The organism is Rhizobium sp. ARZ01 (assembly GCF_014851675.1).
Taxonomy (GTDB): Bacteria; Pseudomonadota; Alphaproteobacteria; order Rhizobiales; family Rhizobiaceae; genus Mycoplana.
This window is the reverse complement of record NZ_JACVAE010000004.1, coordinates 54,698-76,076: the sequence shown is the minus strand read 5'-3', so window position 1 is coordinate 76,076 and position 21,379 is coordinate 54,698. Positions and strand designations below refer to the sequence as shown.

Genomic DNA, 21,379 nt, shown 5'->3' with positions numbered 1-21,379 from the left:
AACGGGCCGGAGACGCAAGATCGTCGCGCTAAACCGCGATCTTCAGGCACGCGTTCCAAGCTTCGGGACGTTTTGCATAAGTCTCTTCCCGAGATGGCTTTCCATAATCGGGAGGCATGCTTGATCGTCAGAAAAAGTCGGGGGAAGAGTGGTCAGCCGACGATGGCAAAGACATCGCGCGTCACGCCGGAGGCGCTCTTGACGGGTCGTTGCCCGATCCACTGCACGTGACGCTCCAGCACCGCCACGGCGTTGTCGATCTTTCCCTGACGCAGAAATGCAAGGATCGCTCGATGGTCGTGATCGGTCCGCACTTCCCACTCGGACCGCCAGGTCGCAAACAGAAAACGCGCACTCGCGGCATGAAGGTCGTCGATGGCGGCGAGCAGGCGCGGCATGCCGCAAGGGGTGAGGATCAGCCTGTGAAAGCGCCGGTTTGCGTCTTCCCAGGAACGGACGTCGCGCGAATTGTCGCCGGCAACGGTCGCCTGCTCGGCCTCATCGAGAATGGACGGTGTCAGGTGCGGCGCTGCATGTCGGAGCGCAAGCCCCTCGAGAGCCGCGCGCATTTCTGCCACTTCCCGGACTTCCTTCAGGTCGAAGGAAGCAACGCGGACGCCGCGACGAGGTTCGCTGACGACCAGACCCTGCGCTTCGAGCCGGCGGAAGGCCTCGCGCACCGGCACGTGGCTCGCACCGAATTCCTCGGCAAAATGGTCCTGCCGCAGCTTCATCCCCGGCGCAAGCTGGCCGGTGACGATCCGGTCGGCGAGGATGCGGCTGATGCGGCTGGCAATTGTGTCGTCGTTCGGTGCGGCCATGGTCTATTGATCAGCGACTTGTGGATAGGTTCCAGCACACTCGTCTCGAACCTGTACACTGCCTTGATGCCAGATTGTCACGGCCGGGGCGAGTCCTGCAACGCAAAGATCCTTGGTTCCTTCACCCGATGTGTCGGATCTTGGAACACATTCCCGTCCATTCCGCCTAAGCAACCTGGAATACCTCGCCAACCTGGATCCGGGTGAGTTCATCGCCGCTGCGTTGAACGAACAATGCGTCAAGCCCCTGTCTCAGCGCGAGCTCTTTTCCCGCCGCCGACCCCAGGACCATGAGCGCCGTAGCCCAGGCGTCGGCATCCATGCAGCTCTCGGTGATAACCGAGACGGAGGCAGTTCCATTGTCGGCCGGGCCTCCACGCATCCGGTCCATGGTGTGTGACAGACGCTTTTCGCCGACATCGACCCAGTGCCGGTAGTCACCCGAGGTGGCGACAGCAGCATCGCGCAACGCAATCACACCAAGCGGGCTGCGCGTTTCGAAGTCGGGCTTTTCCACCGCCACGAGCCAAGGCGTTCCGTCCGCCGTGGCGCCGCACGCCTTCACCTCTCCGTCGAGGCTTACCAGGGCAGCCGAGACGCCGAATGCCTCGACCGTCCGCATCATCTCGTCAACCGCGAAGCCCTTGGCGATCCCGGACAAATCGAGTGAGATGGCGGCATGCTTGCGCGCCCGGCCCCGCGGCTGGTCCAATTCCAGCACGTCATGAGTTGGCGAAAGCCGCATGCGAAGCGATTGCCGGATCGCCTCCACATCAGGCTCGGAGCCGCTTGGTCCGAAGCCCCAGGCATTGACCAGCGAGCCAAGGCCAATGTCAAAGGCTCCGCCTGAGGCGCGCCCGATCTCCAGCCCCCGCCCAAGGACCCGCATGAGCTCGGCGGGCAGGGATACCCAGTCTTCTGGCCGAGCCGAATTGAAGCGCATCAGGTCGCTCTCCGGCTTCCATGTGGACATCTGGCGATCGACGCGATCGACGGATTCGGCCAGTGCCACCTCCAGGGCTGTAACATCCAGACCTGGAGGCGCGTAGAACAGCGCCGACCAACGTGTTCCCATGGTCGGCCCGTTCAGGGCGTGACGGCACAGGTCAGAAGACATCTTCGACATATCTCCCTTGAGCCTTCAGCACGACGGGATCGAGGTTTGTTGGCGCGAGAATGTCGGCAAGTGCAGCCATGACACCCGCTGCCATCTCACGTCCGCCGCACACCATGATCTGCGCGCCACCGGCAACCATGCCCCGGAGGCGCCCGGCGTCGTCCCGAAGACGATCCTGCACGTAGCTGCGACCAGAAACCCGCGAAAAGGCCGTCCGCAGGCTTGTCAGCCGCTTATCGCCGAGCCAGCGCTCGATTTCATCCTGATAGAGGAAATCCGATTGCGGATCACGACCGCCGAAATAGAGATGCATCGGCCGCGTGTCGGCATTGGCACGGATGGTTCCGGCGAGCGGTCCGACACCGGTGCCCGCCCCGATCAGGATGACCGGGACCTTCCCGCGCCGAGGCCGGAATTCCGGATTGGGCTTGAGGAAGCCCGCAACCGTGTCGCCTGGCCGCAGTGCGTAAAGGTAACCTGAGCACAGGCCGCCGGGATGCTTGCGCACGCAGATCTCGAGGAAACCGTCAGACGTCGACGAGGCCAGCGAATAGTAGCGCGGCACGGCGCTGCCGGGCGGGACGATGCCGACGAGATCGCCGGCGTGAAACCTCGGCCATCCCCGCCGGCTGAGGCGGTCGAGCCAGCTCCGCTGCGGAATTGCAAAGCGGAGGATGGCAGTCGGCGCCTGTACTTCTGCGCCGTAGTCGCGGCGCGAGATCAGCGTCAGCGTATGGGTGGACGGTGTCGCGGGCCTATGGTCCAGGACCACCTCCTCGCCAACGGCAGCCTGTCCCCAGCGGGCAAATTCCTGCGGGCACTGCCGATTGATCGTTTCCGCTGGCATCAGCGAAGTCCAGCCTTTGCGGGCGAGTGCCGCCTCGACGTCACGTGAGAATTGGCAGAATTTCGGGAACTGTCGATCACCGAAACCTAGAACGGCGACCGGAAATGTGGGCGGAGCTCCCATTGTTTCTAGCCGCTTGAGAAACGAGCGGGCATTGGCGGGAGCCTCGCCATTGCCGTATGTGGCCGCAAAGATAAACATTCGTCGGCAGGCCGGATAGGTTGGTGCCAGGTCGTCCATCACGCCAGTGTGAACCTTGTGCCCAGCCGCAACCAACGCCTTGTGCAGTGTCGCGGCAAAGCCCCAGGTGCTTCCGCCTTCGCTGCCGACCAGAATGATCGTATCGGCCGCCGCTGCTGTGGAGTTCGCCGCAATCCGCGGACGTGCCTGACGGGAGCGCCACCAGACGATTACGCCGGTGACGCTGAAGGCTGGTACTGAGAGCGAACTTGCGCCGAGAGCCAGCCCGAGCCACCAGAGGCCCTGGCCGGTGTGCAGCATGCGAATGAAACCATAGATCTGCTGTGGCAGTGGGCGATCCTGCCAGGCGACCAAATCGCCGGTTGCCGGGTCGATAAGCCCCGCGCCGCCATCGGTCTTAAGCTCGAATGTGCCTTTCGGATCACCCGCATTGGGGAAGGTCAGTTCACGCAAGCGAGAGAGATCAACTTCCTGCAGCGCCGAATTCTGCTCGACCGGCATGTGCGGGCCGCCATTCAATTCGACAGTCGGATCAAGGGTGTTCGCGCCTTTGCTGGGGACGAACCCGAATGTGCCTGCCGACATGTAGAGCGCGGTGAGGGCGGACAGGAACAGGCCGGCAGCCGCAAGCCGTCCCATCTCGACATGCAGGCGCTGGGATCGGCTGCCGCGCACACGGCCGAACAGGTAGCGCCATCCGCCCAAACGCCGCGCCGTCATCTGCAGGCCCGTTAGGACCAGCAGGAGCATGGCCAGCGCGCCTAGAGCGGTGACAATCCGCCCGCCGTCACCGAGAAAGAGCGAACGGTGCAGGTTTTTCACCCATCGCTCGAAGCCCGACCGCTCATAGCCGCCAAGATACTGCCCGCTGACGGGATCGACGGTGACTGTGACCGGGCGGTCGTTCTCGAGGTGAGAGACGATGATCTGACCCGAGGCCGTTCTCCTGATCTGCTCCACGCCCGGAAACGCTTCGGCGACCCGGCCAGCCAGTTCACCGACGGTTGTCTGACCTTCGGCAATGCTGACTGCTCCGGCCCGATCGAGAGACGGGTATACCGACAGTATCGCTCCGCTTATAGCGAGGACGCTGACGAGAAGGGCCGCAACGAGCCCTGAAAACTTGTGTAACTGACGCAACATGGGGCCGATCCTAAATGCACGCATTACATGTCGTAGGTGAACGAGCGGACATAGCGGCGACCTGGTGCCGCCTGCCTGTTGCCGCCGGTGGTCAGGGGCACGACGACCTCGGAGGGACTGTCGCGCATATCCTCGACGGCCGCGTCGATGTGCAATTCATAGCCGGCGTCGAACAGGGCGTCGGCGAGATCCAGGGTGATCTTCAGCGTTCGACCAGCCCCAACGCTTGCGCCGGTGATGCCGCTGATCTGGCCCGTGTCTCCGCCCGAAAGGCGTGCCCAGTCGCTGAGATGGTTGTAGTACTTGGATTTGCCGCCGGCCATCCACAGGGTGCCCTTGTAAGCGCCGGCCGTGTCGGTGACATAGAGCGCCAGATAGGCTCCATCGCCGCCGTAACTGTCGAGCGTCGTCGTCAAGGTGACCGGCCGGGCCATGGCCAGTCCGGGCAGCGTCAGCGATGTGGTCAGCACCAGACCGGCGAGAAGTGACTTCAGCATGGGTATCTCCGTTTGTCGTTGTTGTGCCTCGGAGACTGTGGCTGCGGACTGACGTTTCGCTGAAGGTTCGGGCAAATCTGCTTCAGTTCGCCGTCAGCTTCCAGCTCCCAGACAGCAGAACGCCCCGCACAGGGCGGGGCGCGAAAGGTCTCTAAGACATGACACTCGGAGGATTACTGGACCTCGACCTTCGGCGGGGTGCCTTTGTTGTTGAAGAGTCCGTTGTCGGGTGGAGTAGTGGTTCCTGACTGCGTCGGTTTGCCGCCGCGATCACGGTGGTGATGATCCTTTCTGTCGCGATCGTCGGCAAATTTCATGCTGACGACGGCGAGCGTGCCGGGATCGATCTTGGCCTTGATATTGCGGCCATCCTTGTCCTGGGCACGGATCTTGTAGCATCCGTCATCGGTCTTGATCCGTTGTATTTTCCAGCCGCGCGCCTCCGCCATTTTCTGCACAGCCTCACGTGGTTGCCAGTTGGTCATCGGCACATTGCAGTCGTCGTGATCCGCCATGGCGGCTCCGGCACTCAAACCGCCCAGGAGAATGGCAGCAAGCAGGATGGCTTTCTTCATGATTATGCTCCGCAAAAGGCTTGTCGTGGCCTTGTTTTGAGGCCACATCCTTACGAACAGCTGAAGTTGGTGGAATTTCCACTTCAGCAGGGCGTCAGCTTCGCGATGTAGTGGTAAGGCTGCACGACAGACCAATGGAAATGCCCGATGCGGATTCTGCTGATCGAAGACGATACTATCCTGGGGGCGGCTGTACGCGACCAGATCAATGCGGACGGCCACTGCGTGGACTGGGTGACACGGCTCGACGCTGCGGCCGACCACGCCAGAAACGCGGTCTACGACCTCGTTCTGTTGGACCTGATGCTGCCGGACGGGCGGGGAATCGGCTTCCTTCGAAATCTCCGCGCAAGGGGTGATACCACCCCGGTGATCATCTTGAGTGCGCTCGACCAGGTCTCCGACCGCATCGAGGGGCTGGACGCCGGGGCCGACGACTACATGGTCAAGCCCTTCGATCTGTCTGAGCTCTCCTCCCGGCTCAAGGCGGTTGCGCGCCGCTATGCCGGCAACCCAAACCCGCTGATCGAGATCGGTGATCTGCAAATCGACCTGGCCGCACGCTCGATCAGGCGGAACGGCAAGAACGTCGGCCTGACGGCGCGTGAATGGGTTCTCTATGAGGCCTTCCTGCAGCGACCGGGGCAACTGATGTCGAAGTCGCAACTGGAGGAGCGTCTCTATTCCTTCAATGACGACGTGGATAGCAATACGATTGAAGTGCATGTCAGCCGGTTGCGCAAGAAACTGGGGCATGGCGCCATCGACACGGTCCGGGGTGTGGGCTACCGGCTTGGGACCGCCTGATGACGGCACCCCGCAGTCTGCAATGGCGTCTTTCCCTTTGGCTCGGGTCAGGTATGGCGCTTCTGTGGCTGGCGACGGCGCTGGTCACGATGAACAATCTGCGGCATGAGTTGGATGCGGTCTTTGACAGCTCCCTGGAAGAGACGGCACAGCGAATCCTGCCCCTTGCCGTCCTCGAAATCATCGGTCGCGAAGACGATGGCATCGCCAGCCAGGACATGGCCACGCTGCGCACGCATGACGAGTATTTCACCTACGTGGTCCGGGACGACAAGGGCGCTGTTCTTTTGCGCTCGCACGGCGCCGACGATTCCGTGTTCCCACCCTTCAGTCAGATGGGCTTTGCCAGTTCGCCCACCCATCGCCTCTATTTCGATGCCGCCTTGCAGGGCACGGTGACGATTGCAGTCGCCGAACCGCTGGCGCACCGTCGGGCGGTCGGCAGTAAGGCGTTCTTCGGGCTCATGCTCGCCTTCGGTCCACTCGTGCTGCTCAGCTTCCTGGGCGTCTGGGTCATCGTACGGCTGTCGATGGTACCCATTCGGGCCTTTCGCTCGGGGATCGAACAGCGCGGCGGCGGAGATCTCACACCGATATCGGCCGCGGCACTTCCCTCAGAAATCGAGCCGATCGCAGGCGCGCTGAACAGTCTTCTCGATCGGCTGCGGCGCACCCTGGAAGCCGAACGCAGCTTCACGGCGAGTTCCGCCCATGAGCTGCGCACACCGGTGGCCGCAGCCCTTGCCCAGACTCAGCGGCTGATTTCCGAGACGACCGATGCCTCGACGCTGGAGCGGGCAACGCAGATCGAGACGGCCTTGCGGCGGCTTGCGCGCCTGTCGGAAAAACTGATGCAACTGGCAAAGGCGGAGGGCGGGCGGCTTCAAGCGGAACAGGCGGTCGATGTTGCACCGGTGCTTCGAATGATTGTCAGGGAAATGGCCAAGGATGGCGCTGACCGGATCGAACTGACTCTCCCGCCCCGACCGGTCATGTCCAGGATCGACCCCGATGCCTTTGCCATTCTGGCGCGAAACCTGATCGAGAATGCCTTGAAACACGGAGCGCCCGATGAAGCTGTCCGGGTTATCCTGTCGGAAGACGGCGGGCTCGCGGTGGCCAATGCTGGTGAAGCGGTGCCGCCGGAAACGCTGGCGCGCCTCGCCCGGCCATTCGAACGGGGGGATACGCACGCCAGCGGCTCCGGGCTTGGTCTGGCCATCGCAAATGCCATTGCTTCCGGCGTCGGCGGGAGTCTAACGCTCGTCTCGCCGCTGCCGGGGCAGACAAGTGGCTTCGAAGCGAAGTTCGAAAATTCCGCGCTGAAACACCCGGGAAAACTGGAAGATGCACGGTGACTTGGCTGCTGTCGGCACGTCGCCCGCCAGCACGGTCATTACCCGATTTTCTCGACGACCGGCGGAATCTCAACAACTTTGAGCTCCGAGCTGCCGGAGTCGATGATCTCGAAGACGGCGTGAAGCATGCCCGGAACATCCTGGCGAACCATCTCGATGTGGTCGCCAAGCATCGCGACAAAGGGATCCCAGTCGAAGCAACCGAGGTGCGGCATGCGGTCAGCATACTGGCCGGAGCGGCGGATCCAACGCATCACGCCTTCAAGCGAAATGGTCGAATTGACGAACATGCCCCGCGGCAGAGCGCCGGCTCTGTCCGCAAGCTGCCGCATGGCATTCTCCGCCTTTTCAGGAGCGTAGCCGCAAGTCAGCACCAGCGTTTCGTCCACTTCGATACCGGCTTCGGCATGGGCAGCGCGGAACCCCCTGACGCGCTCGGACGTATTGTGGTCCGTTCCGCGGCCGCCCACGAATAGAAGCGGTGTCCTCTCGCCAAATTCCCTCTGGCAATTTGCGAGGACGCGCCGCGTGAGTTCGAGTGCCCCGCCGAAGTTGTCGGAAATCACCGACGGCGCAAGTGACCCCGGCAGGTCGAGGTTCACGGTCCGCACGCCCGCCGCTGAGCACAATTCCACAATCCGGTCCGGATCGGTTGCGCCTGTCGCGATCAGGCAGTCGACCTGGTAGGAAAGCATCGCGCGCGCCGCTTCAATCTCCAGCGCGGGGTCACGCCGCGTGCAGGTGACGATCGGAAACAGCCCCCTCTCGCGAGCCATGGCTTCGAACTGTTCGACGATGGAGCCGAAGTAACGATTGTCGTACTTCGGGACGATCATGCCGATGATCTTTGATCGCTCGCGCCGCAGGACGCTTGCCTGCATGTTCAGTGCGTAGCCCTGCTCCTCGGCCAGGCGTGTAATCCTTTCCGCCAGCTGGCTGCTGATGCGGCGCTTCTTCCAGTTGCCGTTCAAAACGGCGCTGACCGCACTCGCCGAGGTCCCGGCCAGTTCGGCCAGGTCGTAGATCGTTGTCCTTTTCGTTTGAATCGCACGCTTCACAGTTTGGTCTCCGCTTTGCGCGTCACCTTGACATCAATGAGGATAAGTGGCAATTCTGCTTCATCGATTGAGCAACGTTGCACAATCGATGAAGTTGCCAGCAAAGCCAAGCTGACACAGGGAGAAGTCGAAACAGGTTCCGAGACTTTCGACGCGGCGGCGCGAGCTGCAACGAGCGATTTCGTGCGTCCAAAAGGTGTGCGGCAAGACCTGGAGCAACCTCTCTGGATTGGGGGACATTTACCCTTCAGAAGCTTCAGTTCGCGGGCGCAAATCATTTGTGGAGGAACTTATGAAGACGCTTACTTACTTGCTTGCCTCGACCGGACTGGCCGTGTCACTCGGCGGCGCTGCTTTTGCGCAGGACGCGGCCACCGTGGCCTTCCTCATGCCGGACCAGGCTTCGACCCGCTACGAGCAGCATGACTATCCCGGCTTCAAGGCGGAAATGGAGAAGCTCTGCCCGAGCTGCACGGTCATCTACCAGAACGCCAATGCCGACGTGGCGCTACAGCAGCAGCAGTTCAACTCCGTTATCGCCCAGGGCGCCAAGGTCATCGTCCTTGATCCGGTCGATTCCGCTGCAGCCGCAGCGCTCGTTGAAATCGCTCAGTCCCAGGACGTCAAGGTCATTGCCTATGACCGTCCGATCCCGGACAAGCCGGCTGACTACTACGTATCCTTCGACAATGAAGGCATCGGCCGCGCAATTGCTCAGTCGCTTGTCGATCACCTGAAGGCTACTGGCGTTGCCGATGGCGCCGGCGTGCTCCAGATCAACGGTTCGCCAACCGATGCGGCTGCTGGCCTGATCCGCGACGGCATCGATTCCGCCCTCGACGCATCCGCCTACAAGACGCTTGCCGAATTCGACACGCCGGATTGGGCGCCGCCGAAGGCACAGGAATGGGCTGCCGGCCAGATCACTCGCTTTGGCGACCAGATCAAGGGCATCGTCGCTGCGAACGACGGCACGGGTGGTGGCGCGGTCGCCGCATTGAAGGCTGCTGGCGTCAAGCCGGTTCCGCCGGTCACCGGCAACGACGCGACGATCGCGGCGTTACAACTGATCATTTCCGGCGACCAGTACAACACGATCTCGAAGCCCTCCGAAATCGTGGCTGCCGCTGCTGCCAACGTTGCCGTGAAGCTGCTGAAGGGTGAAACGCCGGAAGCGCCCAACACGCTCTACAACACACCTTCCCAGCTGTTCGTCCCGGCAGTTGTTACGGCCGAAAACATCAAGGCGGAAATCTTCGACAAGGGCATCAACAAGCCGGAAGAAGTTTGCACCGGCGAGTATGTTGAAGGCTGCCGCAAACTTGGCATCATGAACTGACGCCTACTATTGCGTCCGGCCGCGTGATTTGCGGCCGGGCGCCCTTTTCGGTCGAGAGGTCACAAGACCATGACAGCTAGCAACCAGAATATCCCCGCTAACGGCGAGCCAGTGCTGCGGCTTCGCGGCATCTCCAAAAATTTCGGCGCCGTCTCCGCGCTCACCGATATCGATCTCGACGTCAATGCCGGCGAGGTCGTTGCCCTTGTGGGCGATAACGGCGCCGGCAAGTCGACGCTCGTAAAGGTGCTTGCCGGCGTGCACCAGCCGTCCTCGGGCACGATCGAATTCTGCGGAAAAGGCGTGACGCTCGACAATCCGGCCAAGGCACTCGACCTTGGAATCGCCACGGTATTCCAGGATCTCGCCCTGTGCGAAAACCTCGATGTCGTCGCCAATCTCTTCCTCGGGCACGAGCTGTCGCCGTGGCACCTCGACGAAGTCGCCATGGAAGTGCGCGCCTGGACGCTGCTGCGCGAGCTTGCTGCCCGGATCCCATCCGTCCGTGAGCCGATCGCCTCGCTATCCGGCGGCCAGCGCCAGACGGTGGCGATCGCGCGTTCGCTGTTACTCGACCCGAAGGTCATCATGCTTGACGAGCCGACGGCGGCCTTGGGCGTGGCACAGACCGCCGAGGTTCTCAACCTCATCGAGCGCGTTAAAGATCGCGGTCTCGGCGTCATCATCATCAGTCACAACATGGAAGACGTGCGCGCCGTTGCGGACCGCATCGTCGTGTTGCGCCTCGGTCGCAACAATGGTGTCTTTTCACCGGATTCATCGAACCAGGAACTGGTTTCGGCAATCACCGGCGCGACGGATAACTCCGTTTCGCGCCGCCTCGACCGCAAGGCCGGCCTGGTCAACGAGACAAGCGGGGGAGCCGCATGAGCCAGAACCTTTCGAACACCTCCTCCCAAGGCCAGCAGAAGCTGGACCGCAGCGATGAACGCGTGCGCCACGACGAGGGGATCCTCGGCATGGTGCGCGGGTTCATCGATCGCGTTCGCTCCGGCGATCTCGGCATGCTGCCGGTCGCTGTCGGTCTCATTGTCATCTCCGTGGTCTTCTCGACCCTGAACCCGGTCTTCCTTGCGCCCAACAACTTGGTCAACCTGCTTTTCGATTGCGCCACCGTCGGCGTGATTTCGCTCGGGATCATCTGCGTGCTGGTGCTCGGTGAAATTGACCTGTCGGTCGGCTCGATGAGTGGCCTGGCCTCGGCCATCGTCGGTGTGCTGTGGGTCAATATGGGCTGGCCGGTCGCCGGTGCGATCATCGTGGCACTTGTTGTTGGTGCCCTAGTCGGGTTGCTCTACGCAACACTCTACAACCGTCTTGGGATGCCGAGCTTCATCGCGACGCTTGCCGGCCTTTTGGCGCTGTTGGGCCTGCAGCTTTACATCCTCGGTCCGAGCGGCTCGATCAACCTTCCCTATGCATCCCCGCTCGTTCGCTTCGGCCAGGTCCTGATCATGCCTGACTGGCTGTCGCACGGGTTGGCACTCGTGCCGGGCCTCGTGATGATCGGCAAGGGGTTGCGGACAATGCGCCAGCGCCAGGACGCGAACCTCTCCGCGCAACCACTTCGCGCTTTGGTTCTGAAGGCGGTGGTGTTGACGGTCGCTCTTGAGCTAGCCGTGTTCTATCTGAATCTCGGCCGCGGCGTGCCGTGGATGTTTGCCCTGTTCGTCGCCCTTGCCGTTATCCTGAACTACGCGCTGACACGGACAAAATGGGGCCGCTCGATGTTTGCGGTCGGCGGCAACAAGGAAGCCGCGCGCCGCTCGGGCATCAACGTGAAGCGGATCTATATGAGCGCCTTCGTGCTCTGCTCCACGCTTGCAGCGCTTGGCGGTATTCTGTCGGCCTCGCGCCTCGCCTCGTCAAGCCAGCAGGCGGGTACTGGCGACATCAACCTCAACGCGATCGCAGCCGCGGTCATCGGCGGTACCAGCCTTTTCGGCGGACGCGGAAGCGCCTATTCGGCCCTTCTCGGCATCATCGTGATCCAGGCGATCTCGAACGGCCTGACGCTACTGAACCTCAGTTCGTCGCTGCGCTACATGATCACGGGCGGCGTGCTCGCCATCGCGGTCATCGTCGACTCGCTGGCCCGGCGCTCGCGCGTCAGCCACGGTCGCGCCTGATCCAACACATCGGAATGGAGTTCTCAAAATGGCAGACCTCATGAAGGGTAAAGTCGCCGCCATCACCGGCGCGGCCTCCGGCATCGGACTTGAGTGCGCCCGCACGCTTCTTTCCGAAGGTGCAAAGGTCGTTCTCGTCGACCGCGCGCAGGACAAGCTGGAGCAACTTTGCAAGGAGCTGGGGCCGAACGCCCTGCCGCTGGTCGTCGATCTGCTGAAGCCGGCCGAAGTCTCCGGCATGCTGCCGCGCATCCTCGAAATCGCAGGCAAGCTCGATGTGTTTCATGTAAATGCCGGCGCTTATATCGGCGGCCCTGTTGCCGAAGGCGATCCGGATGCGTGGGACCGGATGTTGAACCTCAACATCAACGCGGCCTTCCGCTCGGTCCACGCGGTGTTGCCCTACATGATCGAGCAGAAGTCGGGCGACATCCTCTTCACCAGCTCGATCGCCGGCGTCGTCCCGGTCATCTGGGAGCCGATCTACACGGCATCGAAGTTCGCCGTTCAAGCCTTTGTGCACAGCACGCGCCGGCAAGTCGCCCCGCATGGCGTTCGCGTCGGCGCGGTCCTGCCAGGCCCCGTTGTCACGGCACTGCTCGACGATTGGCCGAAGGAGAAGATGGACGAGGCGCTCGCCAACGGCAGCTTGATGCAGCCGAAGGAAGTGGCCGACGCGGTGCTGTTCATGCTGACGCGTCCGCGCAACGTCACGATCCGGGACCTGGTGATCCTGCCCAACAGCGTCGATCTCTGATGTGCACCGGCGCAAGGCTGCGGCCTTGCGCTCAACCAAGCTCCTGTCAGCAGGCGGTAGAACCATGACCAACACCTCCCCCGCACGCCCCGCGCGCGGCGAACGGTATCTCATCGGCGTCGATGTCGGAACCGGAAGCGCCAGAGCAGGCATTTTCGACCTGAACGGCCATATGTTGGCATCGGGCAAGCGCGACATCTCGCTGTATCGCGAGGCCGGTTCGATCGTCGAGCAGTCGAGCACGGAGATCTGGTCAGCAGTTTGTGCCTCGGTCCGCGAGGCTGTCACGAAGGCCGGCGTCGATCCGCATAGCGTCGCCGGTATCGGCTTCGACGCGACCTGCTCATTGGTGGTTCTGGGCGAAAATGGTTCCTCGCTGCCCGTTGGCCCCTCGGAGGATCCGCAACGCGACATCATCGTGTGGATGGACCACCGCGCCGTTGAGCAGGCGGAGCGCATCAATGCCCAAGGTCACGACGTGCTGCGCTACGTCGGTGGCCGCATCTCGCCGGAGATGGAAACGCCAAAGCTACTCTGGCTGCGCGAGAACCGGCCACAGGTGTTCGATGCCGCCTGGCAATTCTTCGATCTCGCCGATTTTCTCACCTGGCGCGCGACCGGCGATCTTGCCCGTTCGACCTGCACGGTAACCTGCAAATGGACCTATCTGGCGCATGAGAAGCGCTGGGATCCGAGCTATTTCCACCAAATCGGCCTCGGCGTACTCGCGGATGAGGATTTTGCCCGCATCGGCCAGAACGTGGTTGAGCCCGGAACGCCGGTCGGGAACGGTCTGACCGAGCGTGCGGCCATGGAACTCGGCCTTCCCGTCGGCACGCCGGTTGGCGCCGGCATGATCGACGCCCACGCCGGCGGGATCGGCACGGTGGGTATCGACGGGTCGCCTGAGAGCAACCTCGGATACGTCTTCGGCACGTCTTCCTGCACCATGACCTCGACCTCGGAGCCCGTCTTCGTGCCGGGGGTCTGGGGCCCTTACTATTCCGCCATGGTGCCGGGGATGTGGCTGAACGAGGGAGGCCAGTCGGCGGCGGGGGCCGCAGTCGAACAACTGCTGTCATTCCACCCGGCCGCTGGCGAAGCAGAGGAACAGGCAAAGGCGCGGGGCGTATCACTTCCGGTGCTGCTTGCCGAACTGGCCGCGGAGAAAGTTGAAGACCTTTCCCAGTCGGTCGAACTTGCGGACGGTCTTCATGTCGTGCCGGAATTCCTCGGCAACCGTGCTCCTTTCGCCGATCCACATGCGCGCGCTGTCGTTGCCGGGCTCGGCATGGAGCGCGATATCGGCAATCTCGTCTCGCTCTATATCGCCGGCCTCTCTGGCATCGGATACGGATTGCGCCAGATCATCGAGGTGCAGGCATTGTCCGGTGCGCCGATCGATAAGATCGTCATCAGCGGGGGCGCGGGGCAACTCGACCTCGTCCGCCAGCTTCTTGCTGACGCAACCGGAAAGCCGGTGCTTGCCACGCAATCGGAGGAGCCGGTTCTGCTGGGCGCGGCGATTCTTGGAAGTGTGGCGTCTGGCGTGTTCCCGGACGCTCGGTTGGCGATGGCAAAGCTCTCCCGCACCGATCGTGTCTACAAGCCCGCAGAGAGTGAAATCGCCGGGCTGCATGCGCGAAGATACGAAGCCTTCAAGAAGCTTCAAGCGCTCGCCCGGGAAATTCGATAAGTCCGCAAATGATCGGATCGAGCAGTTCGGCTGCTGCGCCTGACTGAGCACTTCGTGATGTTGAGCCTGACCTCATTATTGCGGTAGGTCAAGGAGGCGAGCCACGCTGCTCCTTGGGGGCAGCACCACCCAACTGCTTGGTCCCCGTAATCAATATCCCTTAAGCTAGCTTTTTGCCTGATACGGTTTCGGTAGGAGCCCGAGCAGAGGGGCCATCCGTCCGACCGACATGAGGAAGGGATGAGTGGCGGGCAGAAATTGGCCCGTGCTCGCCAGGATCGTCAGCGAGCGCACAAGGCCGAGGCTGAGGCTGACGAGGTTCTTGGCGATCACCTTCGGTGCTACATACCTGCCCATGTGCAAGCGGTCGATGACGCAATTGATGCTGCCTGTCCGGATGGAGCGTGTCATCAGCCATTTCGCATTGGCGCGATCCGCCGGCACAATCTCATCGATTAGCGCTTCGGCGCACCACCAGAAACGATAACCGGCCAGGCGGCAGCGGGTGAAGAATTCCATATCGCCGCCGCCAAGGAAGTTGAAGCGCAGGTCGAAGAAGGGAAAAGACGTGCGCTCGAAGACATGGCGGCCAATGAGGCAGTTCCCAGACCCGTGGATCATCGGCACGGCGCGGCTAATGCCGTCGATCGAGCTGAACAGACTGTGATTGCGTATTGCTGACGATGCCGGGGTTTCGAATGTGCGGAAGACCGGCCCGCCGACGATGTCGGCTCCGTTCTCTCGCGCGGCATGGACCATGTTCTGCAGCCATGCGCCATCCGCTGTCTCGTCATCGTCGATCATGAGCAGGTAGCGGGCGCTCGAATAGCGCTCGAGCGCAAGCCGGAATGCGGTGTTGATGGCATGGCAATTCCCCTGCTCGTGCTCGACTTCGACCACATGGGCAATGCTGCGCTCGCCTAAAATTTCGCGCGCCACCAGGGCACCAGCGGGACTGGCACCATCATTGTCGATCACAACGAGCGCGAACGGAAAATCGGTCTTCTGCGCCAGCACTGACAAAAGGGTCTTCCGCAGCCACTCCGGCCGGCGGAAGGTCGGTATGCAGACAACCGCTTCGATCGCTGCATCACGGGTGGGCTCGTTCATCGCATCCTACCGCAATTTGGCGATTGCTTGCGCAATCGGGTACTCACCGCGGGTCAGACCGGGCCTGCGCACACTAGTGCTGCAACTTAAAAGACGAGTTAATGGCGCTCTTTAACCGTCCGAAAACACCTGCCCCGCTATTGTCGCCGCGTATCGGGTCCTGAATTGCGTCCCATGCCGGATCACTCTCAAACCGCGGGGAAAGCTCGCTTCTTCAAAAGCCCAAAGGAGCGACCAGCCAGATGGATACAGCTAACCGCCACAGCGGGGCGGCCGCGGCCAGCGCGACGAAACTGCCCCAATGAAACGCTATCTAGTCCTCATTTCCGAAGCGGCCAATCCGTGTGGAGTCGAAGCTTTCACCAGGCACTTGGCAACGCGCCTTGGAACTCGGGGTGACGTGCTATCCATTGGCGCGGGTCCCCGGCGACTGGCGAAGGCTTTGGGACAGTGCGACGGCGTCGTCCTCAACTTTCCGATCGTCGCTTGGAAAAAGCGGCTCATCGAGCCTTTGGTCGTGGCGGTGCTTACAAAGCTTCGGAGCAAACGGCTAACGGTCGTCCTTCATGAATGGGCGAGCCTCGACTGGAAGCGTCGGCTTGTCCTCCTTCCGGTCATCAAGCTCGCCGATGCGATCCTGTTTTCGGCTCCCGAGATCAGAGATGAATGGCTGCAAGGCGCTGGCGCCAACCGCGCCAGGCTCGGGCTAATTCCAATCCCTCCAAATCTCCTTCCATCGTCGTCCATCTCCGATGCCCCAGCCGCCCACTCAATCCGGGCGCTTCGGCGGGATGGAACCAAGATCATCGGCCAGTTCGGCTCCATTTATCCGAAAAAAAACTGCGCCGAACTGTTCGCCATCGCAGCCGAGCTGCGCAAAGCAGGACAGGATATCGCCGTCGCATTCATCGGATCGTTCATCAAGGCGATGGACAATGTCGAGGAGGAGTTTCATGCGCAGGTGCGGCAACATGGGCTGGAAGGGCGCGTGCTGGTCACCGGATACATTGCCGAGGACAACCATGTTTTCGCAGCGCTGCGCGAACTCGATGTGGTTTGCTACAAATTCACCGAGGGGCTGACATCCCGCCGCGGCAGCGTGCTGGCCGCTGCCATGTCCGGCAGGTGTGTCGTGACCAATGCCCCGCGGGATGCTTCATCCTTGGCCCATCACGACCTGTTCCGGGCGATGATCGCCAATGGCAATATCCGTCTGGCTGCAACCGATGCGGATCCGTGTACCATGGCGAGCGAAATCGGTCTGGCCTTCGAAAGCAAGGCTGGAATGCTTGATTTCGAAGGCCAGCTCGACGATTTGTGGAAGAGGATCGTCGAACGGCTCGACGCGGTTCAGAAGTAGCCAACAGCTTTCCAAAGCCGCCTTCGTGCAGATCTCGGACGCTTTGACGGCAATTTCCAAACGGCAATTAGAAATTGTTAAAATTTGAGTCAAATATTACAGAAGCAATTGAAATTGCTGCTGTTTTTTAACGACGATGCCACTCCAAGTTTGACATTATTCCCCCTTAAGGTGCATAGGCCTCCCATGAGTATTGCGTGCTGGGAGAATTCCGCGATGTCTGCGCAGATCGACGAACCCTCCAAGAAGGAGGGGGACGGCGCCTGGTCGACTACTTTGCTTGGGGGGCTTCCGATCACGGTCATCGGCATGCAGCAGTCTGCGGACGAATTCGTCAGGATAACCCTTGAAGCCAGAGGGCGCGACGAGATTCCCTACTACTCGACCTCGGCAAACGGCCAAGTCATTGCCTTGGCTTCCCGCGATCCGGAATTCCGGGACCTCTTGCTTGCAGCCGATCAGATTCATGCGGACGGCATGCCGATGGTATTGCTGTCACGAATGCTGACGCGCAATCCGCTAAGCGAACGCGTTGCGACTACCGATCTCGTGCATGCCGTGGCGGAGGCGTCCGAGAAAGAAGGCCTCAGTTTCTATTTCCTCGGCGCAACTGCCGAGATCAATAAGCGTGCCGTTGCAAGGATGCGCGAGAAATATCCGAAGCTGAGCTTTGCCGGCGCCTCCCACGGGTATCTGTCCGAGCAGCAGGAGCGGGAAGTCGTGGCTGAAATCGCCCGACTAAAGCCTGATATCCTCTGGATTGGCATGGGTGTGCCCTATGAACAGAAGTTTGTGGCGCGGAACCGCGAAAAGCTGCGCGGGGTCGGTGTGATCAAAACAGCGGGCGGGCTGTTCGATTTCCTCGCAGGCAAGAATAGTCGCGCGCCGAAATGGATGCAAAGCGTCGGCCTGGAATGGGTATACCGCACGATCCTGGAGCCGCGCAGATTGGCGCTTCGATATCTGACGACCAATCCGGCGGCGCTGCGGCAGATCCTTTTGAACTCGAATTAGTGAGGCCGGTTCGGGTGTGACAGCCCGGCTGACCTGCAAGGAAGCAAGGATGCTTTGGTTGCCCTTGGTATTCACCGTATACTTTGCCGTTGCGCTTTTTTTCTTTGTCTGCACCTATTTCGAAGGAACGCGGCGCATTCCTGCGTGGGACCTTCACCGCGTAATCGGGCTGGCCGCTTCGACCATCTGGCCGCTCGTGATCGCCTACGTCTGGATATTTCGTGCAGAAGGCACGGCCGTATCTGGTCGCGCGTATGCAGCCGACGTTATCGGCGGCGAGAAATAGTTCTCGATAGCTCAATGCCGTGAACCGTGCTTGATGCTGACGCTTGATCGCTGATCAAGACTAGGCCGGTAGAGCGGTCATGCGTATCACGCGTTTCGCTTTCACTCTTCCTGAACACAGATCACACAGCACAATTCAAGTCGTCGCCAGATTGAGCGGGGCGCGTTTTATCGTGCCAAGCGAAGGGGCCTTTGTGAGGTAGGCATAGGCTTGAAGTCTGAGGCCGAATACGGAAATCAGCATCGTGAACCAGATTGGGCCGCTGTTGTCGAAGAAGATATTTTCAAGGCAACTGGTGAACAGCGAAAAGAGCCAGACGCGAATGAAAAGGCGCGTCAATTCCGGGTCGTGTTGGCGCTTGAGCGCGAGCCCAGCATGATAGCAAGGCAGAAAGACCAGCCACACCAACATGAGGAGCAACAGTGGCAAGCCGCCGTTGATCACTTGGTCAAGATATCCATTGTGAGCGTTCGCCGCCGAAACTGCCCAGGTGCCTATCGATTGGCCGCTGTAGACCAGGGCGTCTGTCTGCCAGAAGGATTGAAAGCCATAGCCTGTAAATGGGCGGTTCGCGATGGCTGAAAGTGCGAGTTCCCAGATCGACGTGCGGTCGGTGAACGTTGGGTCCACTCCCATTGACGTGAGGAAGTTCTGGATCGACGGCGAAACAGCCGCCGACAGCAGGATGGCGTTCGATGCTCCCAGCCCACCGACGAGCAACAATAAGCGAAAGGGGCCGCAGCGCTCGAAGAGCCAGCATGCTACCAGAGTGGCTGGAAGCATAGCGGCGGACGTCTTCCCGCCCGAATTCAACAGAAAGGTCGCGGCAAATAGTACAATCGGTGCACCGAGGCGGAAAGAGCGGCGTTTTGCAATGTAAAGGCCGAAGAAGACCGCATAAACCATCGCAGCCGCAGCTACGTTCTTGTGACCAAGGTGGCCGCGCCAGTCGCCCGCAAGCGATTGCTCCAGAGCATCGGTCGCCTGATGGATCGCTCGATGCGGGAGTGCAAAGACCCCGAAGAGAGAAAGGCTGACTGCAAAGAGCAGGCATAGTCCTATCAGTTTCGCGAAGTGCGCGCTGGATCGGGGAAGCAAGAGCACTGCGCTGGCGCACAAGCAGACAAGGGCAGCGAAAACGATGCGACGAAGCGCAATGGCCGGCGCGTCTGAAAAAAGGGCGGTAAACAGCAGCCACAGGAAGATGATGACGAGTGGGCCATAGGACCGAAGCACCAGTTGGCGTTCCGGATGCTGCAGGAGCGTGGCAAGCACCAAGAATGACATTGCCACGACAATCAACTGATTGACGAGATTGGAGGCGTTGCCATATGCCGTGAGGAGGCCATCATCGTTCGGATTTGGAAATGGCGCCAAGCCTATCCAGAAATAGTAGAAGACAACGACGAAGAGAACCGAAGAGAACCAGCCGCCATGGCCCTTAAAGGGCTCCCCGGTTGCATTAGACATTGGCCTCGCTCCGGCCCACGGCGAGGTGCCGGAAGTCGCGCCAAAGCCCAAGTGATGCGGCGAAGAGCAAGCCGAGGCAGAAACCCATCATGGCACCGATAGCGGCCAGCATATAGCCGCGTGGCGGGAAGCTGCGATTTGCCGGAATCACGGCCGGCGAAACAATGCGGATGTTCGTCGTGTCGATCTGCTGGCGTTCGGCCGCTTCTCCCGCGCGTGCCATGAAGGCTTCGTAAACGGCTGCCTTGGCCCGCGCCTCGCGTTCAAGTTCGCGAAGTTGGATCTGCGCGGTCGTATCCTGGAAAACCGAGGCTCTCATATGATCGGCCTGCGACGTCAGTGCGTCGAGCGCCGTCTGTGCCTGCTCGAGTTCTATCCTTGCGGCCTGCACAATGCGGTCCGTTTCGGCCCTGATCTGTCGCTCCAGGGCATCGAGTTGAGGATTCAGGGTCAAGATCGAGGGGTGGCGGGGACCGAGTACCGCCGCCTCGGCAGTCACCCGCTGCTTAAGCGTGGCGTATTGGGTACGCAACAACGTCATCGTTTCAGACTGCAGGCTATCCGCGCTCAGGCGGCTTTCGGGACTGGCAGACGTCAGGTTGTTGACGCGCATACGGGCCTGGATCAGGCGTTCCTTGGCCTCCACAAGCTTCGTGTTCATCTGTTGCGACATCAGCGTGCTGGCGAGTTCGCCCGAAATTGACTGGAGACCGTGCTCGCGCTTGAACTGCTCAACGTCAGATTCTGCCTTGGTCACTTCCACCTTGAGGTCATCGAGTCGTGCAACCAGTGCGCTTGCAGCGCGCCCAGCACCTTCCGATTCCGCTCCGACGAGTTCCTCCTGGAAACTCTTCGCGACGGCGTTGACGATATCGACCGACTTCTGCCGATCCTGTGTCCAGGCGGCGATGTTCACGATAAACGACCGTTCATCGCGGCGCGCACTTATCCTTTTCTCAAGCGCGACCAGGGCGTCGGCCGCAGGCGAACGGGACGAAGCCGACACGAATTCCGGGTCATCCTGAAGTTTCAGGTCTGCAACCACGCGGTTCAGGACATTGCCTGAGGTGATAATTCGCAGTTTGCTGTCAACATCCAACAACTGTCGGTCGCGCTGCATGCTCTCGGAAAAGACATCGTTTGCGACGACCTTGAGGTTTGCGGGATCGACCAACAGGTCTATCGATGCCGTGTATCGCGGCTTGACGACCAACACCACGCCATAGCCGGCAACGGCGCCGAACACAGTAAAGAGAACAATCCAGAGCCAACCCGCTTGCATCCATGAGAAGATGCGCAATGGGTCGAGCCGCAGGAGCTCCTGCAGGATTGCCAGCCTATTGTTCAGGCGTGCATCGTCCGCAAGATTCGGCAGTTCAACCGAGCCACCACCTCCGTCGAGCAGCGAAACTGAGCTCTCGTCTGACGGGTTGCCGCCGGTTTGCAGCCACGTGCGTGTATTGATTACCGGGGACCGCGAACGGCGGGCGGAGGTCCCTCTCGACGAAGCTTTTTGGGGGGCACTGCGCGAAGAAAGCACTGTGCCCTTGAGGCCAGTTGTACTGGCAACCGGCGTGGGATGTTCAGGCTTGCCTTCGTACATAATGCTGGCGTCCAAATCGATGGCGGAATTTCCGGAGCTCTTGGTTAACAAACCCCTTTTCCCTTAAGTAATCATTAACGTAAACGTTGTTGCATACGTGCACGTGCGGGAACCGTCCTGTATGGTGGCAAAATGAATAAGTTTGCGGTTCAATGGCCGCAGAGCCGCAG

19 protein-coding genes are annotated in these 21,379 nt (G+C 61.1%); 10 read left to right on the top strand and 9 right to left on the bottom strand.

Annotated features, from left to right (window positions below; translation table 11 throughout):
* Positions 1–152: 152 nt before the first annotated feature.
* The 5 genes from IB238_RS20625 to IB238_RS20605 form a co-directional block, all read right to left on the bottom strand.
* Positions 153–821, bottom strand: a complete 669-nt coding sequence (locus IB238_RS20625) for a GntR family transcriptional regulator (protein ID WP_192251523.1) — start codon at positions 819–821, stop codon at positions 153–155.
* Positions 822–987: 166 nt separating this feature from the next.
* A complete protein-coding gene (locus IB238_RS20620; RefSeq protein WP_281414486.1) occupies positions 988–1,938 on the bottom strand; it encodes an FAD:protein FMN transferase in 951 nt (316 codons plus the stop codon).
* Positions 1,928–4,129 (bottom strand): PepSY domain-containing protein, encoded by a 2,202-nt coding sequence (locus IB238_RS20615; RefSeq protein WP_192251517.1) that lies wholly within the window; start codon positions 4,127–4,129, stop codon positions 1,928–1,930. The genes IB238_RS20620 and IB238_RS20615 overlap by 11 nt, the downstream gene beginning before the upstream one ends.
* A 23-nt stretch (positions 4,130–4,152) precedes the next feature.
* Positions 4,153–4,623 (bottom strand): DUF2271 domain-containing protein, encoded by a 471-nt coding sequence (locus IB238_RS20610; protein ID WP_192252430.1) that lies wholly within the window; start codon positions 4,621–4,623, stop codon positions 4,153–4,155.
* A 176-nt stretch (positions 4,624–4,799) separates the two neighbouring features.
* On the bottom strand, positions 4,800–5,201 hold the full coding sequence (locus tag IB238_RS20605) for a PepSY domain-containing protein (RefSeq protein WP_192251514.1): 402 nt from the start codon (positions 5,199–5,201) through the stop codon (positions 4,800–4,802).
* Between the two features lie 147 nt (positions 5,202–5,348).
* Between IB238_RS20605 and IB238_RS20600 the strand changes: the two genes are divergently transcribed.
* Entirely contained in the window at positions 5,349–6,008 is a 660-nt protein-coding gene (locus IB238_RS20600) for a response regulator transcription factor (RefSeq protein ID WP_192251511.1), read from the top strand.
* The gene (locus IB238_RS20595) at positions 6,008–7,366 is read left to right on the top strand and encodes an ATP-binding protein (protein WP_192251508.1); all 1,359 of its coding nucleotides are present in this window, start codon (positions 6,008–6,010) and stop codon (positions 7,364–7,366) included. Before IB238_RS20600 ends, IB238_RS20595 begins: the two co-directional genes overlap by 1 nt.
* Positions 7,367–7,404: 38 nt before the next feature.
* Here IB238_RS20595 and IB238_RS20590 read toward each other — a convergent pair whose 3' ends face one another.
* Positions 7,405–8,424 carry a LacI family DNA-binding transcriptional regulator gene (locus tag IB238_RS20590; RefSeq protein WP_192251505.1) on the bottom strand — a complete coding sequence of 340 codons (1,020 nt, stop codon included), beginning with the start codon at positions 8,422–8,424 and terminating at the stop codon, positions 7,405–7,407.
* 292 nt (positions 8,425–8,716) lie between these two features.
* Between IB238_RS20590 and IB238_RS20585 the strand changes: the two genes are divergently transcribed.
* The 5 genes from IB238_RS20585 to IB238_RS20565 all read left to right on the top strand — a co-directional run bounded on the left by IB238_RS20585 (position 8,717) and on the right by IB238_RS20565 (position 14,366).
* Positions 8,717–9,763, top strand: coding sequence for a sugar ABC transporter substrate-binding protein (locus IB238_RS20585; RefSeq protein ID WP_192251502.1), 1,047 nt, complete (start codon positions 8,717–8,719; stop codon positions 9,761–9,763).
* Between the two features lie 69 nt (positions 9,764–9,832).
* Positions 9,833–10,654: an ATP-binding cassette domain-containing protein gene (locus IB238_RS20580; protein WP_192251499.1), complete on the top strand. Its 822-nt coding sequence runs from the start codon at positions 9,833–9,835 to the stop codon at positions 10,652–10,654.
* Positions 10,651–11,913: a sugar ABC transporter permease gene (locus tag IB238_RS20575; RefSeq protein WP_192251496.1), complete on the top strand. Its 1,263-nt coding sequence runs from the start codon at positions 10,651–10,653 to the stop codon at positions 11,911–11,913. Before IB238_RS20580 ends, IB238_RS20575 begins: the two co-directional genes overlap by 4 nt.
* Positions 11,914–11,941: 28 nt before the next feature.
* Positions 11,942–12,670 carry an SDR family oxidoreductase gene (locus tag IB238_RS20570; protein ID WP_192251493.1) on the top strand — a complete coding sequence of 243 codons (729 nt, stop codon included), beginning with the start codon at positions 11,942–11,944 and terminating at the stop codon, positions 12,668–12,670.
* Between the two features lie 64 nt (positions 12,671–12,734).
* Positions 12,735–14,366: an FGGY-family carbohydrate kinase gene (locus IB238_RS20565; RefSeq protein WP_192251490.1), complete on the top strand. Its 1,632-nt coding sequence runs from the start codon at positions 12,735–12,737 to the stop codon at positions 14,364–14,366.
* Between the two features lie 165 nt (positions 14,367–14,531).
* Here IB238_RS20565 and IB238_RS20560 read toward each other — a convergent pair whose 3' ends face one another.
* Positions 14,532–15,476, bottom strand: a complete 945-nt coding sequence (locus IB238_RS20560) for a glycosyltransferase family 2 protein (RefSeq protein WP_192251487.1) — start codon at positions 15,474–15,476, stop codon at positions 14,532–14,534.
* Positions 15,477–15,918: 442 nt separating this feature from the next.
* Here IB238_RS20560 and IB238_RS20555 point away from each other — a divergent pair, with 442 nt between their 5' ends.
* The 3 genes from IB238_RS20555 (at position 15,919) to IB238_RS20545 (ending at position 18,136) form a co-directional block, all read left to right on the top strand.
* Positions 15,919–16,836 carry a glycosyltransferase gene (locus IB238_RS20555; RefSeq protein ID WP_192251485.1) on the top strand — a complete coding sequence of 306 codons (918 nt, stop codon included), beginning with the start codon at positions 15,919–15,921 and terminating at the stop codon, positions 16,834–16,836.
* A gap of 108 nt (positions 16,837–16,944) precedes the next feature.
* Positions 16,945–17,850, top strand: coding sequence for a WecB/TagA/CpsF family glycosyltransferase (locus IB238_RS20550; protein WP_281414485.1), 906 nt, complete (start codon positions 16,945–16,947; stop codon positions 17,848–17,850).
* Between the two features lie 49 nt (positions 17,851–17,899).
* Complete coding sequence (locus tag IB238_RS20545; RefSeq protein ID WP_192251482.1) at positions 17,900–18,136, top strand: hypothetical protein; 237 nt, start codon at positions 17,900–17,902, stop codon at positions 18,134–18,136.
* A gap of 135 nt (positions 18,137–18,271) precedes the next feature.
* On the opposite strand, the gene IB238_RS20540 is transcribed toward IB238_RS20545, so the two are convergent.
* Together IB238_RS20540 and IB238_RS20535 are read right to left on the bottom strand one after the other, a co-directional pair.
* Complete coding sequence (locus IB238_RS20540; RefSeq protein ID WP_192251479.1) at positions 18,272–19,606, bottom strand: O-antigen ligase; 1,335 nt, start codon at positions 19,604–19,606, stop codon at positions 18,272–18,274.
* Complete coding sequence (locus tag IB238_RS20535; protein ID WP_246723752.1) at positions 19,599–21,260, bottom strand: GumC family protein; 1,662 nt, start codon at positions 21,258–21,260, stop codon at positions 19,599–19,601. The genes IB238_RS20540 and IB238_RS20535 overlap by 8 nt, the downstream gene beginning before the upstream one ends.
* Positions 21,261–21,379: the final 119 nt, after the last annotated feature.

Excerpts from the sequence above, each read along its gene's own strand:
- IB238_RS20625 (WP_192251523.1), bottom strand. The coding sequence starts at position 821 with ATGGCCGCACCGAACGACGACACAATTGCCAGCCGCATCAGCCGCATC.
- IB238_RS20620 (WP_281414486.1), bottom strand. The coding sequence starts at position 1,938 with ATGTCTTCTGACCTGTGCCGTCACGCCCTGAACGGGCCGACCATGGGA.
- IB238_RS20615 (WP_192251517.1), bottom strand. The coding sequence starts at position 4,129 with ATGTTGCGTCAGTTACACAAGTTTTCAGGGCTCGTTGCGGCCCTTCTC.
- IB238_RS20605 (WP_192251514.1), bottom strand. The coding sequence starts at position 5,201 with ATGAAGAAAGCCATCCTGCTTGCTGCCATTCTCCTGGGCGGTTTGAGT.
- IB238_RS20600 (WP_192251511.1), top strand. The coding sequence starts at position 5,349 with ATGCGGATTCTGCTGATCGAAGACGATACTATCCTGGGGGCGGCTGTA.
- IB238_RS20595 (WP_192251508.1), top strand. The coding sequence starts at position 6,008 with ATGACGGCACCCCGCAGTCTGCAATGGCGTCTTTCCCTTTGGCTCGGG.
- IB238_RS20585 (WP_192251502.1), top strand. The coding sequence starts at position 8,717 with ATGAAGACGCTTACTTACTTGCTTGCCTCGACCGGACTGGCCGTGTCA.
- IB238_RS20580 (WP_192251499.1), top strand. The coding sequence starts at position 9,833 with ATGACAGCTAGCAACCAGAATATCCCCGCTAACGGCGAGCCAGTGCTG.
- IB238_RS20575 (WP_192251496.1), top strand. The coding sequence starts at position 10,651 with ATGAGCCAGAACCTTTCGAACACCTCCTCCCAAGGCCAGCAGAAGCTG.
- IB238_RS20570 (WP_192251493.1), top strand. The coding sequence starts at position 11,942 with ATGGCAGACCTCATGAAGGGTAAAGTCGCCGCCATCACCGGCGCGGCC.
- IB238_RS20565 (WP_192251490.1), top strand. The coding sequence starts at position 12,735 with ATGACCAACACCTCCCCCGCACGCCCCGCGCGCGGCGAACGGTATCTC.
- IB238_RS20560 (WP_192251487.1), bottom strand. The coding sequence starts at position 15,476 with ATGAACGAGCCCACCCGTGATGCAGCGATCGAAGCGGTTGTCTGCATA.
- IB238_RS20545 (WP_192251482.1), top strand. The coding sequence starts at position 17,900 with ATGCTTTGGTTGCCCTTGGTATTCACCGTATACTTTGCCGTTGCGCTT.
- IB238_RS20540 (WP_192251479.1), bottom strand. The coding sequence starts at position 19,606 with ATGTCTAATGCAACCGGGGAGCCCTTTAAGGGCCATGGCGGCTGGTTC.